The sequence below is a fragment of the Pseudomonas sp. NLJ1 genome (assembly GCF_049486705.1).
Classification (GTDB): Bacteria; Pseudomonadota; Gammaproteobacteria; order Pseudomonadales; family Pseudomonadaceae; genus Aquipseudomonas; species Aquipseudomonas inefficax.
The window spans coordinates 330,603-347,382 of the sequence record NZ_CP137735.1 but is presented as its reverse complement, the minus strand read 5'-3'; the positions used below and the strand labels follow the sequence as shown (position 1 = coordinate 347,382).

Genomic DNA, 16,780 nt, shown 5'->3' with positions numbered 1-16,780 from the left:
AGGCATCGAGAAAGCGCTTTTCCGCCTGCTCGCGCAGGAACAGCACCTGGCGGGCGAAACCGGCGCCGTACTGGTAGGCGTCCATGAACTGGCGGCGGATGTTCAGCGCCTGCACCTCGCCCTGCGACTCTATGCGCGACTGCGCCGACTCGGTCAGCATCTGCATGCTGCTGGCCTTGACCAGGTCCGAGCTGTGGTCCATGCGGTACAGCGACAGGCCGACGAGCAGGGTGACGATGCCGGCCAGGCAGAGACCGGCGAGCAGGGTGATCTTCCACTGGATGGAAAGTTGGCGCAAAGGCATGGGGGCGGATCCCTTGTAATAAGAGTGTGGCTGACGATTGTGTCGGCCATCGCGGGCTTTTCTTTATTCAAACGTTCAATTTAACCGCCGGGCCGCACCAGGCATTGGTAATGCGCCGCAACATGGCGTTTTTGACATCCGCCGCCCACTGCTGCACAGTGCGCGCTTTTTTTCTGTCGCAATGAGGTAAGCCAACCATGAATGCAGTGATCGCCGCGGTCGGCATCATGCTGATACTCAGCCTGTCCCGCGTGCACGTGGTCATCGCCCTGATCATCGGGGCCCTGGCCGGTGGGCTGGTGGGTGGCCTGGGTATCGAGGGTACGCTCAAGGCCTTCAACGGCGGCCTCGGCGGCGGGGCTACGGTAGCCCTGTCCTATGCACTGCTGGGCGCCTTTGCCGTGGCCATCGCCAAGTCCGGCCTGGCCCATGCCCTGGCCGACCGCGCCCTGGCCATGATCGACCGCCAGGGCCATGCCAATGGCGGCAAGGTCAAATGGCTGCTGGTGGGCCTGATGCTGGTGGTGGCGGTGTCGTCGCAGAACATCCTGCCTATCCACATTGCCTTCATCCCCTTGCTGGTGCCGCCGCTGCTGTACGTGCTGACCCGCCTGCGCATCGACCGCCGGCTGATCGCCTGTGTGATCACCTTCGGCCTGATCACCCCGTACATGTTCCTGCCGGTGGGCTTTGGCAACATCTTCCTCAACGAAATCCTGCTGGCCAACGTTGCCCGCGCGGGTGTCGACGTAAGTGGCGTGAATGTCACCCACGCCATGGCCATCCCAGCCGCCGGCATGCTGGCTGGCCTGTTGCTGGCAGTATTCATCAGCTACCGCAAGAAGCGTGACTACGACCTGGCACGCATCGAGCAGGTGGAGCAGGTGAGCGTGCAGTACAACCCGCTGACCCTGCTGGTGGCCGGGCTGGCGATTGCCTCGGCGTTCATCGTCCAGTTGTGGCTGGACTCGATGATCATCGGCGCCATGGTCGGCTTCCTGATCTTCTCGCTGTCGGGCATCGTGCGCTGGAAGGACACTGACGACCTGTTCACCGAAGGCATGAAGATGATGGCCATGATCGGCTTCATCATGATTGCCGCCTCAGGCTTCGCCGATGTGATGAAGGCCACCGGCGAAGTGCAGAGCCTGGTGGAAACCTCGGCACAGTGGATCGACCACAGCAAGGGCATTGGTGCCTTGCTGATGTTGCTGGTGGGCCTGCTGGTGACCATGGGCATCGGCTCGTCGTTCTCCACCGTGCCGATCCTGGCCGCGATCTTCGTGCCGCTGTGCGTGCAGCTGGGCTTCGACCCGCTGGCCACGGTGTGCATCGTCGGTACCGCCGGTGCCCTGGGTGATGCGGGCTCGCCTGCCTCGGACTCGACCCTGGGCCCAACCTCGGGGTTGAACGTGGATGGCCAGCACCACCATATCTGGGACACCGTGGTGCCTACCTTCATCCACTACAACCTGCCACTGCTGGCGTTCGGCTGGTTGGCGGCGATGACGCTGTAAGACGGGGAGGGCGTCAGCCCTTGTCGGGCGGCGGCGAGATGCGGTTGAGGACGGTGCTGCCGTCCTTGCTGCGGGTCAGGTAGACCGGCAGCACCTTGGGCAGGTTGTTGACCAGGCGCCCCACCTCGCGGGTGTTGTAGATGCCGCTGATGCGGATGCGGCCGGTGCTGGCGTCGGCCAGCAGCAGCGGTGCGTCGAGGTAGCGGTTGATCACCGGCAGGGCCTCTTCCAGGCTCAGGTTGTCGAGCACCAGCTTGCCGTCGCGCCAGGCCAGGCTGTTGCCGTAGTCGTCGCTCTGCTCCAGTTGCGGCTCGAAGTCGCCCTTGTGGTAGCTGGCCTGCATCCCCGGGCCCAGGCGGTAGCCGCTGGCACTGCCGTCGCTGGATACCAGTACCGAACCTTCCACCAGGGTGACCTTGACCTGGTCCTGGTACTTCCACACGTTGAACTGGGTGCCGGTGACGCGGGTCTGGCCACGACCGGCATGCACGATGAACGGGTGGCTGCTGTCGTGCTGTACCTTGAAGAACGCCTCGCCACGCTTGAGCAAGACCTGGCGCTGGTCCTTGTAGTTGAGGTAGGTGAGCTCGGTGTTGAGGTTGAGCTGCACCGTGCTGCCATCGCTCAGCTGCACGGTCTGCATGTGCTCGTCGGCTTCGAAGTGCTGGTAGTGATTGGGCAGCCAGCCTTGTTCCCAGCCCACCCAACCTGCCAGCGGCAGCACCGCCAGGGCGATCGCGGCGGCGGATGCCAGCGGCCGCCAGTTGCCCGGGCGCGCAGCCTTTTGCACGGGCGGGTTGAAGTCGATGACAGTGGCATTGCGCGGCAGCAGGTCGGCGGTTTGCCAGATTTCCAGCATTGCCCGGTATTCCTCGGCGTGCCGCGGGTCGGCCGCCAGCCAGCGGGCGAACGCCTCGCGCTCGGCCGCCGTGCAATCTTCGGCGTGCAGGCGCATGCACCAGTTCGCGGCGGCGTCGGTGATGGCATCGTCTGGGCTGGGATTGAGGCGGTCGTGGTTCATTGCGGCTCCGGGTTTTGCGCATTCTACCCTTGCAGGAGGGTTCCCGAGAACCGAGGTAATGGCGAATGACTATCAGTTGTGCCGGTTTTCGTCGGATTGATGATGGTTTTCCGGCGTTTGAGAACCCTTCGCGCATGTAAGAAATTGCTGAGATCCTTGGGGCTGCCTTGCAGCCCATCGCCGGCAAGCCAGGCTCCCACAGGGACTGCACAAGGCCTTGGGCTTGCGCGATCCCTGTGGGAGCCCGGCTTGCCGGCGATGAGGCCGGAGCAGGAAGATCAGAATTGTTCGGCTGTCATCCCATAAAGGCTGCCACTTCCCGCCCGAATGCTCGCCTCCAGCCCCAACCCCCGCGGCAACACCCGCTGGAAGAAGAACTCCGCACACGCAAGCTTGGCCCCATGAAACGCAGCATCCTCGTCACGCCTGGCCAACGCCACCGCCGCCATCCGCGCCCACATGTAGGCATACGCCGTCAGCCCGAACAGCTGCAGGTATTCCACCGCCACCGCGCTGACCAGGTTGGCGTCTTCGCCAGCCCGCGCCTGCAGCCAGGCGCTGGTGGCCTCCAGCCGCGCCAGGCTCGCTTGCAGGGCTTCACGGTGCAGCGGCGCATTCACGCTGAAGGCCCGCACCTCGGCGGCAAAGCTGGCCAGCGCCTGGCCACCGTCGGCCAGCACCTTGCGCCCGAGCAGGTCGAGGGCCTGGATGCCGTTGGTGCCTTCGTAAATCTGCGCGATGCGCACGTCGCGCACCCGCTGCTCCTGGCCCCATTCGCGAATGTAGCCATGGCCGCCATACACCTGCTGGCCAAGCACGCAGCTTTCCAGGCCGTTGTCGGTGAAGAACGCCTTGGCCACCGGCGTCAGCAGCGCCACCAGGCGCTGCGCATGCTCGCGCTCGGCGGCGTCTTCGGCGTAGCGTGCAAGGTCCAGTTGCTGGCCGACGTAGGCGGCAAACGCCCGGCCACCTTCGGTGAGGGTACGCATGGTCAGCAGCATGCGCCGCACATCGCCGTGGTGGATGATCGGGTCGGCAGCCTTGTCCTGTGCCTGTGGGCCGCTGGCGGCGCGGCTTTGCAGGCGTTCGTTGGCGTAGCGGGCGGCGCTCTGGTAGGACGCCTCGGCACAACCGATGCCCTGGATGCCGATGGACAGGCGCTCGTAGTTCATCATGGTGAACATCGCCGCCAGGCCCTTGTTCGGCTCGCCCACCAGGTAGCCGACGGCACCATCGAAGTTCATCACGCAGGTGGCCGAGGCCTTGATGCCCATCTTGTGTTCGATCGAGCCGCAATGGGCGGCATTGCGCGCTCCCAGGCGCCCATCGGCCTCGACCAGGTACTTGGGCACCAGAAACAGCGAGATGCCCTTGGCGCCCGCTGGCGCATCCGGCAGCTTGGCCAGCACCAGGTGGACGATGTTTTCGGTCAGGTCCTGTTCGCCGCCGGTGATGAAGATCTTGCTGCCGCTGATGCGATAGCTGCCGTCGGCCTGGGGCTCGGCGCGGCTGCGGATCAGCCCCAGGTCGGTGCCGGCATGGGGTTCGGTGAGGCACATGGTGCCGGCCCAGCGGCCTTCGTACAGGGGCGGCAGGTAGGTGGCCTTGAGCGTTTCGCTGGCATGGGCATCGATGGCCAGGCAGCTGCCGGCGCTCAATGCCGAATACAGGCTGAAGCTGCAGTCGGCGGCGTAGAGCATTTCTTCGAACAGCACACCGAGCATCTTCGGCATGCCCATGCCGCCATGTTCGGGGTTGCCGCCCAGGCCGACCCAACCGCCTTCGCGGTAGGTGTGCCAGGCCTCGCGGAAGCCGTCAGGGGTGGTGACTTCGCCTGCGGCAAAGCGCACGCCTTGCTCGTCGCCGTTGCGGCTGAGCGGGGCAATCAGCTGGCTGGTGACCTTGGCTGCTTCTTCGAGGATGGCATCGGCGGTATCGGCGTCGATGCGCTCGGCCAGGGCAGGCAGGCGGGCCCACAGGGCCGGGGCGTCGAACACGTCATGCAGGACGAAGCGCATGTCGCGCAGGGGGGCTGTGTAGGTGGTCATTGGGGGCTCTTGAAAAAGTGGGAAATCTGGGCGGGCCTCTTCGCGGGTGAACCCGCTCCCACAGGTACAGTGCAGGGTTCAGGTCTGGTGCGATCCCTGTGGGAGCGGGCATGCCCGCGAAGAGGCCGCTACGGGTTCAGAGGGCTTTGGCCCGGTCGCGCAGCACGTACTTCTGGATCTTGCCGGTAGAGGTCTTGGGCAATTCGCCGAACACCACGGTCTTCGGCACCTTGAACCCGGCCAGGTGCTCGCGGCACCAGCTGGTGAGGTCGGCTTCGCGGGTGTCTTCGCGGCCCGGCTTGAGGGCGACGAAGGCACACGGGGTTTCACCCCATTTTTCATCCGGGCGCGCCACTACTGCGGCCTCCAGCACCGCCGGGTGCTTGTACAGGGCGTTCTCGACCTCGATGGTGGAGATGTTCTCGCCACCGGAAATGATGATGTCCTTGAGCCGGTCCTTGATCTCGACATAGCCGTCGGCATGCCACACGGCCAGGTCACCGGTGTGGAACCAGCCGCCACGGAAGGCTTCGACGGTGGCCTCAGGGTTCTTCAGGTAGCCCTTCATCACCGTGTTGCCACGCATGAAGATCTCGCCCAGGGTGTTGCCGTCGCGCGGCACCGGTTCGAGGGTTTGCGGGTCGGCGACCATCAGGCCGTCGAGTGTCGGATAGCGTACGCCCTGGCGGGACTTGATCCGCGCGCGTTCTTCCAGCGACAGTTCATCCCATTCGTCATGCCAGGCGCACACGGTGACCGGGCCGTAGACTTCGGTCAGGCCGTAGGTGTGGGTAACCTGGATGCCCATCTCTTCCACGGCGCCGATGACCTTGGCAGGTGGCGCGGCGCCAGCGACCATGGCCTGCACCGGGTGCTCGATGGCCGCCTTGGCTGCCTCGGGCATGTTGACCAGGGCGTTGAGCACGATCGGCGCGCCGCACAGGTGGCTGACCCGGTGCTCGCGGATCAGGGTCAGGATCTTCTGCGGGTCGACCCGGCGCAGGAACACATGGGTGCCGGCCAGCGCGGTGATGGTCCACGGGTAGCACCAGCCGTTGCAGTGGAACATCGGCAAGGTCCACAGGTACACCGGGCGGTGGCCCATCGCCCAGACCATCTGGTTGCCCAGCGCGTTCAGGTAAGCGCCACGGTGGTGGTAGACCACACCCTTGGGGTTGCCGGTAGTGCCGGAAGTGTAGTTGAGCGAGATTGCCTGCCACTCGTCATCGGGCCATTCCCAGGCAAAGTCCGGGTCGCCTTCGGCGAGGAACGCTTCATAATCCAGTTCGCTGACCGCACGGCCTTCGCCGTACTCCGGGTCATCCACATCCACCACCAATGGCGGGTGCTCGAGCAAGGCCAGGGCCGCTTCGATGACGGTATGGAACTCGCGGTCGGTGATCAGCACCTTGGCCTCGCCATGCTGCAGCATGAAGGCGATGGCCTCGGCGTCCAGGCGTACGTTCAGGGTATTGAGCACGGCACCGGTCATGGGCACGCCAAAATGGGCTTCGAGCATGGCCGGAATGTTGGGCAACATCACCGCCACGGTGTCGCCACGGCCGATACCCCGGCCCACCAGGGCGCTGGCCAGGCGCCGGCAGCGTTGGTAGGTCTGCTGCCAGTTGCGGCGGATGGCACCGTGGATCACCGCCGGGTAATTGCCGTATACGGCAGCGGTGCGTTCGATGAAACTGAGCGGGGTGAGAGCGACGTGGTTGACGGCAGCGGGCATCAGGCCCTGGGCATAGATCGACATGCGGTGATCCTGTAAGGGAGGCAGGCACAACCTGTGCGCTTGGCCCCCGGTGGCTGATTGTTAGCTCTGTTCAGGGTGCAGGGAGGCGGATGTTGGATCGCCCCCTTGTCGCAGTTTTACGCGAGTCGCTATGGTATTAGGAATATCGACTATAGCAATATAGTAAAACTACTATAACAACGAGCCGCCTACCGTGGACAACACAGCCTATCCCTTGCTCGCCAAGGACCCGCAACCCAGCCTGATGCTGGCCAGCGACGCCAGGCCACTGGCACTCAACCCGGCGCTGCAGGCCTGGGTCGATGAAGGCCCGGCACTGGCCAGCTGGCTGCCGGGCAACTGCGCCGCCCTGGTGCGCGCATGCCTGCGCCAGCGCCGGGCGATCGCCGACGTCGAAGTGCAGGTCGGTGAACGCATCGTACTGTGGAGTTTCATCCCTGACGACCAGGGCCAACGGGTGCTGGCGCGTTGCCGAGACGCCAGCGACGAGCGCCATGGCGCACGGGAGGCCAGCCGCGCCCGGCGGCTGTACCGGCTGATCATCGAAAACACCACCGACCTGATCTCCCGGCACAGCCCCGACGGCCGTTTCCTCGATGCCTCGCCGGCGGCATTCCGCCTGCTTGGCCTGTGGCCCGAGCAGCTGCGCGGCATGGCCGTGCGTAACTTGCTGCACCCGCGTGAGCGCCGCCAGGTGCTGCGCCAGGCCGCCGCCGCCCTGGACCAGGACGGCTACCACACCATGACCTGCCGGGTGCGCCAGGCCACAGGCGGCTACCGCTGGTTCGAAATCGCCAGCCGGGCCATCCGCGAAACGTACACCGGCGCGGTGGTGGAGGTGGTCAGCGTGTCACGCGACATCACCCTGCGCATCGAGGCCCAGGAAAGCCTGGCGCACAGTGCCCGGTTGGCCACCCTGGGCGAGCTGGCATCGGGTATTGCCCACGAAATCAACCAGCCGTTGGCCGCAGTGGTCAACTACGCCAACGCCAGCCAGCGCTACCTGCAGGGCCTGGAGCGCGACCCGCAGGCCCGCGAGCGGGTGGGGCAGGGCTTGCAGCGCATCAGCGAACAGGCCACCCATGCCGCCGAGGTGATCCGCCGCCTGCGCGCATTCCTGCGCAAGGGGCCGCGCCGTCTGCAGGCGCTGGACATGGCCGAGGTGGCCGGCGAAGCCATGCGCCTGTGCGCATGGGAGGCCGCGCGTGACCAGGTGGTGGTCGAGTTGCGCATGAGCGCGCAACTGCCCTTGGTGTATGCCGACCGGGTACTGCTGGAGCAGGTACTGGTAAACCTGCTGCGCAACGCCATCGATGCCAACCGCGAGCAGCATGGCGAGCGGCCGTCACGTATCCTGCTCGGCGCCGCGCGCGATGGCGACGGCGTGCTGGTCGAGGTGGCCGACCAGGGCCCGGGCGTTGCGCCCGAGCGCCTGGATGAAATCTTCACGCCGTTCACCACCAGCAAGGCCGACGGCCTGGGGCTGGGCCTGAGCATGAGCCGCAGCCTGATCGAAGGCTTTGGCGGCAGCCTGTGGGCGCGAGCCGGTGACAATGGCGGTCTGGTACTGTGCTGCCGCCTGGCGGTCAGCAGGGGATAAGGGGAGAAGGCGGTGCAAGCGAAAGTGTATGTGGTCGATGATGATCAGGGGATGCGCGATTCAACCGTCTGGCTGCTGCAGTCGGTAGGTTTGCAGGCCTTGCCGTTCGCCAGCGGGCAGGCGTTTCTCGACGCCTGCGTCGACGATGGCCCGGCCTGCGTGCTGCTGGATGTGCGCATGCCAGGGTTGGGCGGGTTGGCGGTGCAGCAGGCGATGCGCGAGCGTGGCCTGGGTTTGCCGGTGATCTTCGTCAGCGGCCATGCCGATGTGCCGATCGTGGTGCGGGCTTTCAAGGCCGGCGCTTGCGACTTCATCGAAAAACCCTACAACGATCAGTTGCTGCTCGACAGCGTACAGGCCGCGCTGGAAAGCGTCGGGCGGGCACGCCGGGACGACCAGGCGCTGGCCCGGGTGCAGGCGCGCATCGATGGCCTGACCCCGCGCGAGCGTGATGTGTTCGTGCCGTTGGCCCAGGGGTTGAGCAACCGCGAGATTGCCGAGCGGCTGGGCGTCAGCGTGAAGACGGTGGACTTGTACCGGGGGCGAGTGATGAAACGGTTGCAGGCCGATAGCCTGGCGGAGCTGGTGGGCATGGCCATTGCCTGCGGGGCGGTGGAGGCACTGGGCCTGCGCACACTGTAGCAGGGGCTGGCGCAAAGCCCTGTAGGAGCGGCCTTGTGTCGCGATGGGGCGCTCCTACAGGGGCCGTGCAAGGGGGTATCATGAAATATTCCATAGCAACCTAATCAAAGCTTTGACATTCACTGCCTAGGCAGTAATATTTTCACACAATTACCCGAGCAGTTGCCGATGGCCCATTTTTCCCCCGAAAACTTCCAGACCTGTGCCATCGGCATGCTGCTTGGCCGCGCAGCGATCCTGAAGGACCGCATTCTCGACTGGCACCTCGAATCCGAAGGCGTCACCGCCGCGCAGTTCAAGGTGCTGATCATCGTCACCCAGTACCAGGTCGACACCCCGGCCGAGCTGTGCCGCTACCTGGGCCTGGACAGCGGGTCGATGACCCGCATGCTCGACCGCCTCGAGCAGAAGGAACTGATCGTGCGCAACCGTTGCGCCGACGACCGTCGCCAGGTGCGCTTGGCCCTTACCGCCGACGGCCAGCGCCTGGCTGACCGCCTGCCGGAAATCGGCGCGGCAGCCATGAACGAGTTGTGCGGCGCGCTGGCAGCCGAAGAGCTCCAGGCCCTGGAAGGCCTGTTGGCCAAGGTCCTGCTTGCTGCTGGCGACCCGTTGACGATACGCCGCTTCGGCGATCGTTGATCCCTGTCACGAATTATCCAAGGTATTGTCATGGCCACTCCCGCAGACACCCCGACTCCCTCCGCCGCGCCCGAACCGTCGCGCAAGCGCAAGGCCTGGCTGCTCGGCCTGCTGTTGCTGCTGATCGTTGCCGGCGCCGGCGCCTGGGCCTGGTACAGCCTGGTCGGGCGCTGGCACGAAAGCACCGACGACGCCTACGTCAACGGCAACGTGGTGGAGATCACGCCGCTGATCACCGGCACCGTCACCAGTATCGGTGCCGATGATGGCGACCTGGTCCACGCCGGCCAGGTATTGCTGCAATTCGACCCGGCCGACAGCCAGGTGGCCCTGCAGTCTGCCGAAGCCAGGCTGGCGCGCAGCGTGCGCCAGGTGCGCGGGTTGTACAGCAACGTCGACGCGCTCAAGGCCCAGCTGGAAACCCGCCAGGCAGAGCTGCGCAAGGCCCGGCAGGACTTCAACCGGCGCAAGGTGCTGGCCGACAGCGGCGCGATTGCAGCGGAGGAATTGTCCCACGCCCGCGATGACCTGAGCGTGGCCGAGGCCGCGGTCAACAGTGCACGCCAGCAGCTCAGCACCAGCAGCGCCCTGGTCGACGACACCGTGGTGTCCTCGCACCCCGAGGTAATGGCCGCCGCCGCCGACTTGCGCCAGGCCTACCTCGACCATGCCCGCACCACCCTGGTGGCACCGGTTACCGGTTACGTCGCCAAGCGTACCGTGCAGCTGGGTCAACGCCTGCAACCGGGTACCGCGACCATGGCAGTGATCCCGCTGGACCAGGTGTGGATCGACGCCAACTTCAAGGAAACCCAGCTGCGCGACATGCGTATTGGCCAGCCGGTGCAGATCAGCGCCGACCTGTACGGCAGCGAGGTCAGGTACAGCGGCACGGTCGACAGCCTTGGCGCCGGCACCGGCAGCGCCTTCGCCCTGTTGCCGGCGCAGAATGCCACCGGTAACTGGATCAAGATCGTCCAGCGCGTGCCGGTGCGCATCCACCTCAGCCCCGACCAGCTCAAGGACCACCCGCTGCGTATCGGCCTGTCCACCGTGGTCGAGGTCGACCTGCACGACCAGAGCGGCCCGACCCTGGCCCAGCAGCCACCGCAGCAGGCCAGCTACACCACCCAGGTGTATGACCGCCAGTTGGTCGAAGCCGACAACCTTATCGCGCGGCTGATCCACGAAAACAGCGCAACCGGCAAGACGGCCCAGCGATGAGCAACAACGCTGCTGCCCAGTTCACGCCGCCGAGCCTGCTGCTGACCACCATCGGCCTGTCGCTGGCGACGTTCATGCAGGTGCTCGACACCACCATCGCCAACGTGGCCTTGCCGACCATTTCCGGCAACCTGGGGGTGAGTTACGAGCAGGGTACCTGGGTCATCACCTCGTTCGCGGTGAGCAATGCCATCGCGCTGCCGCTGACCGGCTGGCTCAGCCGGCGGTTTGGCGAGGTGAAGCTGTTCATCTGGGCCACGCTGCTGTTCGTGCTGGCCTCGTTCCTGTGCGGTATCGCCCAGTCGATGCCGGAGCTGGTCGGTTTTCGCGTGTTGCAAGGCGTGGTGGCCGGGCCGTTGTACCCAATGACCCAGACCTTGCTGATCGCCGTCTACCCGCCGGCCAAGCGCGGCATGGCCCTGGCGCTGCTGGCGATGGTCACGGTGGTGGCGCCGATTGCCGGGCCGATTCTCGGGGGCTGGATCACCGACAGCTACAGCTGGCCGTGGATCTTCTTCATCAACGTGCCCATCGGCCTGTTCGCCGCCGCTGTGGTGCGCCAGCAGATGCGCACCCGGCCAGTGGTCACCAGTCGCCAGCCGATGGACTACATCGGCCTGCTGACGCTGATCATCGGCGTCGGCGCCTTGCAGGTGGTGCTGGACAAGGGTAATGACCTGGACTGGTTCGAGTCGTCGTTCATCATTGTCGGCAGCCTGATCTCGCTGGTGTTCCTGGCGGTGTTCGTGATCTGGGAACTGACCGACCGTCACCCGGTGGTCAACCTGCGCCTGTTCGCGCACCGCAACTTCCGCGTCGGCACCATCGTGCTGGTGGGGGGCTATGCCGGGTTCTTCGGCATCAACCTGATCCTGCCGCAGTGGCTGCAGACGCAGATGGGCTACACCGCTACCTGGGCCGGCCTGGCGGTGGCGCCGATCGGCCTGTTGCCGGTGCTCATGTCGCCGTTCGTGGGCAAGTACGCGCACCGCTTCGACCTGCGTGTGCTGGCCGGGCTGGCGTTCCTGGCGATCGGCAGCAGCTGCTACATGCGTGCCGGGTTCACCAGCGAGGTGGACTTCCAGCATGTGGCGCTGGTGCAGCTGTTCATGGGCATTGGTGTGGCGCTGTTCTTCATGCCGACCTTGAGCATCCTGCTGTCCGACCTGCCACCGCAGCAGATTGCCGATGGCTCGGGCCTGGCGACCTTCCTGCGTACCTTGGGCGGCAGTTTCGCGGCGTCGCTGACCACCTGGATCTGGATTCGCCGGGCGGACCAGCACCATGCCTACCTGAGCGAGCACATCAGCCAGTTCGACCCGGCCACGCGGCATACCCTGGAGCAGTTGGGCGGGGCCAGCCCGCAGAGCCATGCGCAGCTGGAGCAGATACTCAACGGGCAGGCGTACATGATGTCGACGGTGGACTACTTCACCCTGATGACCTGGGTGTTCGCCGGGCTGATCCTGCTGGTGTGGTTTGCCAAACCGCCCTTTACCGCCAAGGCGGGGCCGGCGTCGGCAGGGCATTGAGCCGGGCCAGAACAGGGCCCAGGCTCTGGCCCTTGGCAAATGCCATGTCAGGCACTGGCTGCTGCGTACCAGGGCCGCTGCATGCGCAGCACCAACCGGTCGATTTGTGGCACCAGCAGGTTGCCGGCCAGCACTGCGAAGCAGAGGCCATCGGCATACAGCCCGAATTCGCGAATCAGCTCGGTCAGCGTGCCGACGGTCACGCCGAAGAGGATGCGACCGGCGCGGGTATTGGGGCTGGTGACCGGATCGGTGGCGATGAAGAAGGCGGTGAAGAGGTAGCCGCCGAGGCTGAGGTTGTACACGGCTTCCTGCAGGCTGTGGCCGGCGGCCATGCACAGCAATACTGTGCTGGCGAGCATCGCCAGCGGAATCTCGATGCGGATCACCCGCAGCAAAGCCAGCAGCAAACCGCCGGCAATGTAGCCAAACCCCGACAGGTTGTGGGTGACGTGGATGAAATCGTTCTGCGCCAGTTGAGTGGCGCCGGCGAACGCATCGAGATCCAGGCGTGGCACCAACTGTAGCTGTTGGAGCAGAACCGCCTTGGCGTCCAGGGTTGCGGTCCAGGGGGCATGGTTCGATGGCGCGGGGTACAACTGCTGGTAGAAGCAGATGGCAACGATCCCCAGCCCTACCATGGCCGGGTTGAGACGGTTGCGGCCAAGGCCTCCACTGGCGTGCTTGCACAGTGCGATAGCGGCAAAGCTGGCCAGGGCGATCATCCACAACGGCACCATCAGCGGCAATGCCCGCGCCAGTATCAGGCCCAGCACCAGCCAGCTGAGGTCGCTCAAACCCTCGCGTACGTCCTGCCCGCGCAGGCGCAACAGGGCGGCTTCGAAGCCCAGGGCGAACAGCACGCACCAGAACACTTGCAACCAGACCACGACGCCAAATTGCCAGGCATACAGGGCGGTGCCCGGCAGCAGGCACAACACGACCAGCAGCATCACCGTGCGCAGTCGTTGCGGGATGGGGTGGCGTATCAGGCTCATGCGCGGACCTCCGTCTTGCTCTGGCGGAAGCGTTCGCGCAGCGGGATACTGCTTGGGCAGATGCTGCTGCAGCTGCCGCATTCGATGCAGGCATCCAGGCGCAGTTCCTGCAGGCTGGCCTTGTCCAGGCGCTCGGCGGCAGCATAGAGGTCCAGCGGCCTGAGCGACATCGGGCAGACATCCACGCAGCGCGTACAGCGAATGCAATTGCCGGCGGGGCGAGCAGCCGGCAGGTAGCGCTCGGCGCCGAATATCAGGCAACTGCTGGTCTTGCTGACGAAGGCGTTGGCGTCCGGTAGCGCCAGCCCCATCATCGGGCCGCCAACCTGGGTCAACTGCCCCGTGGCGGACGCGCCAGCAATCGCGCGCAGTTCGCTGACCGGGTAACCCACCGGCACCCGCACATTGCCCGGGCGTTCGCAGTCACCGGTCAGCGTCAGCACGCGGCTGGTCAGTGGTTCGCCCTGGAACACGGCCCGGCCCAGCGCGTAGAGCGTTGCGACATTCAGCGCCAGCACGCCGATATCGGCGGGCCGGCTCCCCGGGGCCAGGTTGCGGCCACTGAGGCTCTTGATCATCAGCGGCTGCCCACCTGCCGGGTAACGCTCCGGTAGCGGACATATCTCGACCCGGGTGCGCGCCTGGCGAGCGGCGGCACGTAACGTGGCCATCGCCTCCGGCTTGTTGGTTTCGATGCCGAAACGGGTTGTCGTTATTCCCAGCAGCGCGGCGACATGATCGGCGGCCTCGATCAACGCTTCGGCATTCTCGCGCATGAGGCGGTCATCGCAGGTAAGGAAGGGCTCGCATTCGGCACCGTTGATCAGCAGCAGATCGGGCTGCCGTGCGCCGGCCAGTTTGAGGGCCGTTGGGAAACCCGCCCCACCAAGGCCGACTATGCCCATTTGCAATGCGCGTTCGACCAGCGCCTCTGGCGTCTGTGGCAGGCCCGGCACCGGGCGTTCGATCCACTCATCCAGGCCATCTGCGTTCAGGATGACGGCCATGACTGGCTCGGCCGAGTCGGCCGCGAAGACATGATCGATCCGTTCCACGACGCCAGAAGTACTGGCGTGCACCCAGGCGGTGGTGTTGTCGCCAATACCGATCACTTCGCCCTTGCGTACATGCTGGCCCGGCTGCACGCAAGGCTGGACAAACCGCCGACCCCGCCCGAGCGGAATCGCCAGCTGGATTTTTCCGACCGCGACCGGGGCAATCGGCGTGGCGTTGGACAGTTCCTTGTATCCCCTGAGCTCGATCCCTCCGTGCCAACTACGCTGAGAAAAGGAGGCGATGGCCAGCAGGCGCTGCCAGAAAGGTTTGTGTTGCGGCAGGCGCTGGGCGCGGATGCGGCTCTGCAGGCGTTCGACGCTCTGCAACGAATGGCTAGACATGTACTGTCCTCCAATTTTTGGGCAAAGAACGCCCCTATGCGCTTATGCACATGATGGTTTTATTGCGTCCGGGACGTTAAGCGGAAAGGGAGGGGGATGATTGATCACCCGCGCAGATCAGAGTGTTCAATGATGATTTTGTTCGATTTTTGACCAGGTTTGCTGATGAACGGTAGGCCAATTGCCATCTCGCAATTCTGGTGAAATAGCCTGCGCCGCGAAAGGGCGGCCAGAGTCTGCGAGGTGTCGAATGATGCGCGCAAGCCTGCTGGTGATGCTGGTGACGGTGCTGTATGGCTGCGGCGAAAGGATCGAACGCTTTGGCGGGCCGACCATGGGCAGCACGTATTCGATCCAGTACGTACCCAATGCGCAGACGCCTGATGCGCGGCAGGTAAAGGCCGAAGTCGAGTTGATACTGGAGGCGCTCGACAAGCAGTTTTCCAACTGGCGCGCTGATTCCGTGGTTTCCCGCTTCAACGCTCTGCCGGCCGGCGCCTGTCAGGCGGTGCCGGAAGAGATGCAGCACTTGCTGGTGTACGGTGTGTCTCTGTTCCGTGAGAGTGGCGGGGCTTTCGACCTGACCGTTTTGCCACTGATGAACCTGTGGGGCTTCGGCCCGCAGTCACGCGGCAGGCAGGTGCCGGACGCCAGCACGCTGGCACGGGAGCAGGCACGGGTAGGCCTGCAGCATTTGCACCTGGTTGGCGAAACGCTGTGCAAGGATGTGGCGGCGCAGCTGGATTTCGACAGCATGCTCGCCGGTCATGCAGTGGATCGGGTGGGTGACCGGCTTGCGGCCCTGGGTATCCAGGCCTATCTGGTCGAGATCACCGGCGAACTCAAGGGCGTCGGCCGCAAGCCGGATGGCTCGCCCTGGCGCATCGCCCTCGAAGTACCGAGTGGCGAGGGCGAGCAGCAAGTGGAGCGCGCCATCGCCCTGGATGGCTACGGCGTTGCCACTGCCGGCGATTACCGCAACTATTTCGAGGAAGGTGGCCAGCGTTATTCGCACACCTTCGATCCGCGTGTCGGCAGGCCGGTCAAGCACGCGCTGGCGGCAGTGTCGGTGGTCGACCCTTCGGTGCTGCGTGCCGATGCCCTGGATACACTGTTGATGGTGCTCGGCCCGGAGGAAGGCTATGCCTTCGCCGAGCGGCATGAAATCGCCGCCTATTTCATCATGCACCAGGGGCTGGGTTTCGCTGCGCGGGCCACGTCGCGGTTCGAGACGCTGTTCCCCACGCAGGGCACGCCAAGGCCGTAGCTGAAGGAAGGTCATTCCCACGCGCAGCCTTTTCCCCTATTGTCGATGCTCCCTTCCCAAACGATTGGCAGATCCATGGAGAAAGTCATCGTCATCACCGGTGCCAGCCGCGGCATCGGCGCCGCCACGGCGCTGCTGGCCGCCCGCGAGGGCTACCGCATCTGCATCAACTACCACGCCGACGACCAGGCCGCCGAGACCGTCCTCGGCCAGGTCCGCGAGCTGGGCGCCAAGGCCATCGCCGTGCGCGCCGACGCCAGTGTCGAGGATGAGGTCATCCAGCTGTTCCAGCGCGTGGACGAAGAACTCGGCCCGGTGACCGCGCTGGTCAACAATGCCGGCACCATCGGCCAGCAAAGCCGGGTCGAGGACATGTCCGAATTCCGTCTGCTCAAGATCATGAAGACCAACGTCGTCGGCCCCATGCTCTGCGCCAAGCACGCCCTGCTGCGCATGGCACGCCGGCACGGAGGGCAGGGCGGGGCCATCGTCAACGTGTCGTCGGTTGCCGCACGCCTGGGGTCGCCCAACGAATACGTGGATTATGCCGCTTCCAAGGGCGCTCTCGACACCTTCACCATTGGCCTGGCAAAGGAAGTGGCAGGCGAGGGTGTGCGTGTAAACGGCGTGCGGCCAGGCTACATCCACACCGGGTTCCATGCGCTGTCGGGCGACCCCGACCGGGTCAGCAAGCTGGAACCCGGCTTGCCGATGGGGCGCGGCGGGCACCCCGAAGAAGTGGCCGAGGCCATCCTCTGGCTGCTCTCGAACAAAGCCTCGTACTCTACCGGCAGCTTCATCGACCTGGGCGGCGGGCGCTGAACGCGCC

13 protein-coding genes are annotated in these 16,780 nt (G+C 65.3%); 8 read left to right on the top strand and 5 right to left on the bottom strand.

The window, feature by feature from the left end; genetic code table 11:
- Positions 1–501: 501 nt before the first annotated feature.
- The gene (locus R9B85_RS01545; protein WP_207878897.1) at positions 502–1,821 is read left to right on the top strand and encodes a Na+/H+ antiporter family protein; all 1,320 of its coding nucleotides are present in this window, start codon (positions 502–504) and stop codon (positions 1,819–1,821) included.
- A 13-nt stretch (positions 1,822–1,834) separates the two neighbouring features.
- Here R9B85_RS01545 and R9B85_RS01540 read toward each other — a convergent pair whose 3' ends face one another.
- The 3 genes from R9B85_RS01540 to R9B85_RS01530 all read right to left on the bottom strand — a co-directional run bounded on the left by R9B85_RS01540 (position 1,835) and on the right by R9B85_RS01530 (position 6,649).
- Positions 1,835–2,842: a FecR family protein gene (locus R9B85_RS01540; RefSeq protein WP_423770760.1), complete on the bottom strand. Its 1,008-nt coding sequence runs from the start codon at positions 2,840–2,842 to the stop codon at positions 1,835–1,837.
- 278 nt (positions 2,843–3,120) lie between these two features.
- A complete protein-coding gene (locus R9B85_RS01535) occupies positions 3,121–4,890 on the bottom strand; it encodes an acyl-CoA dehydrogenase C-terminal domain-containing protein (RefSeq protein ID WP_423770759.1) in 1,770 nt (589 codons plus the stop codon).
- Between the two features lie 136 nt (positions 4,891–5,026).
- On the bottom strand, positions 5,027–6,649 hold the full coding sequence (locus tag R9B85_RS01530) for an acyl-CoA synthetase (RefSeq protein ID WP_112252552.1): 1,623 nt from the start codon (positions 6,647–6,649) through the stop codon (positions 5,027–5,029).
- Between the two features lie 193 nt (positions 6,650–6,842).
- Here R9B85_RS01530 and R9B85_RS01525 point away from each other — a divergent pair, with 193 nt between their 5' ends.
- From R9B85_RS01525 to R9B85_RS01505, 5 genes are all read left to right on the top strand, one after another.
- A complete protein-coding gene (locus R9B85_RS01525; protein ID WP_207878903.1) occupies positions 6,843–8,249 on the top strand; it encodes a sensor histidine kinase in 1,407 nt (468 codons plus the stop codon).
- Positions 8,250–8,261: 12 nt separating this feature from the next.
- On the top strand, positions 8,262–8,891 hold the full coding sequence (locus R9B85_RS01520; RefSeq protein ID WP_112252550.1) for a response regulator transcription factor: 630 nt from the start codon (positions 8,262–8,264) through the stop codon (positions 8,889–8,891).
- Between the two features lie 168 nt (positions 8,892–9,059).
- Positions 9,060–9,533, top strand: coding sequence for a MarR family winged helix-turn-helix transcriptional regulator (locus R9B85_RS01515; RefSeq protein WP_112252549.1), 474 nt, complete (start codon positions 9,060–9,062; stop codon positions 9,531–9,533).
- 30 nt (positions 9,534–9,563) lie between these two features.
- Positions 9,564–10,757, top strand: coding sequence for an HlyD family efflux transporter periplasmic adaptor subunit (locus tag R9B85_RS01510; protein ID WP_112252548.1), 1,194 nt, complete (start codon positions 9,564–9,566; stop codon positions 10,755–10,757).
- Positions 10,754–12,289, top strand: coding sequence for a DHA2 family efflux MFS transporter permease subunit (locus R9B85_RS01505; protein WP_112252547.1), 1,536 nt, complete (start codon positions 10,754–10,756; stop codon positions 12,287–12,289). Before R9B85_RS01510 ends, R9B85_RS01505 begins: the two co-directional genes overlap by 4 nt.
- 47 nt (positions 12,290–12,336) lie before the next feature.
- Here the strand turns inward: R9B85_RS01505 and R9B85_RS01500 are convergent, their stop codons facing one another.
- On the bottom strand, positions 12,337–13,287 hold the full coding sequence (locus tag R9B85_RS01500; protein WP_112252546.1) for an RnfABCDGE type electron transport complex subunit D: 951 nt from the start codon (positions 13,285–13,287) through the stop codon (positions 12,337–12,339).
- Positions 13,284–14,684 (bottom strand): electron transport complex subunit RsxC, encoded by a 1,401-nt coding sequence (rsxC, locus tag R9B85_RS01495; protein ID WP_375149453.1) that lies wholly within the window; start codon positions 14,682–14,684, stop codon positions 13,284–13,286. Before rsxC ends, R9B85_RS01500 begins: the two co-directional genes overlap by 4 nt.
- A gap of 250 nt (positions 14,685–14,934) precedes the next feature.
- Between rsxC and R9B85_RS01490 the strand changes: the two genes are divergently transcribed.
- Both R9B85_RS01490 and R9B85_RS01485 read left to right on the top strand, forming a co-directional pair.
- Positions 14,935–15,951 carry an FAD:protein FMN transferase gene (locus R9B85_RS01490; RefSeq protein WP_423770758.1) on the top strand — a complete coding sequence of 339 codons (1,017 nt, stop codon included), beginning with the start codon at positions 14,935–14,937 and terminating at the stop codon, positions 15,949–15,951.
- 75 nt (positions 15,952–16,026) lie between these two features.
- Positions 16,027–16,773: an SDR family oxidoreductase gene (locus R9B85_RS01485; RefSeq protein WP_112252543.1), complete on the top strand. Its 747-nt coding sequence runs from the start codon at positions 16,027–16,029 to the stop codon at positions 16,771–16,773.
- Positions 16,774–16,780: the final 7 nt, after the last annotated feature.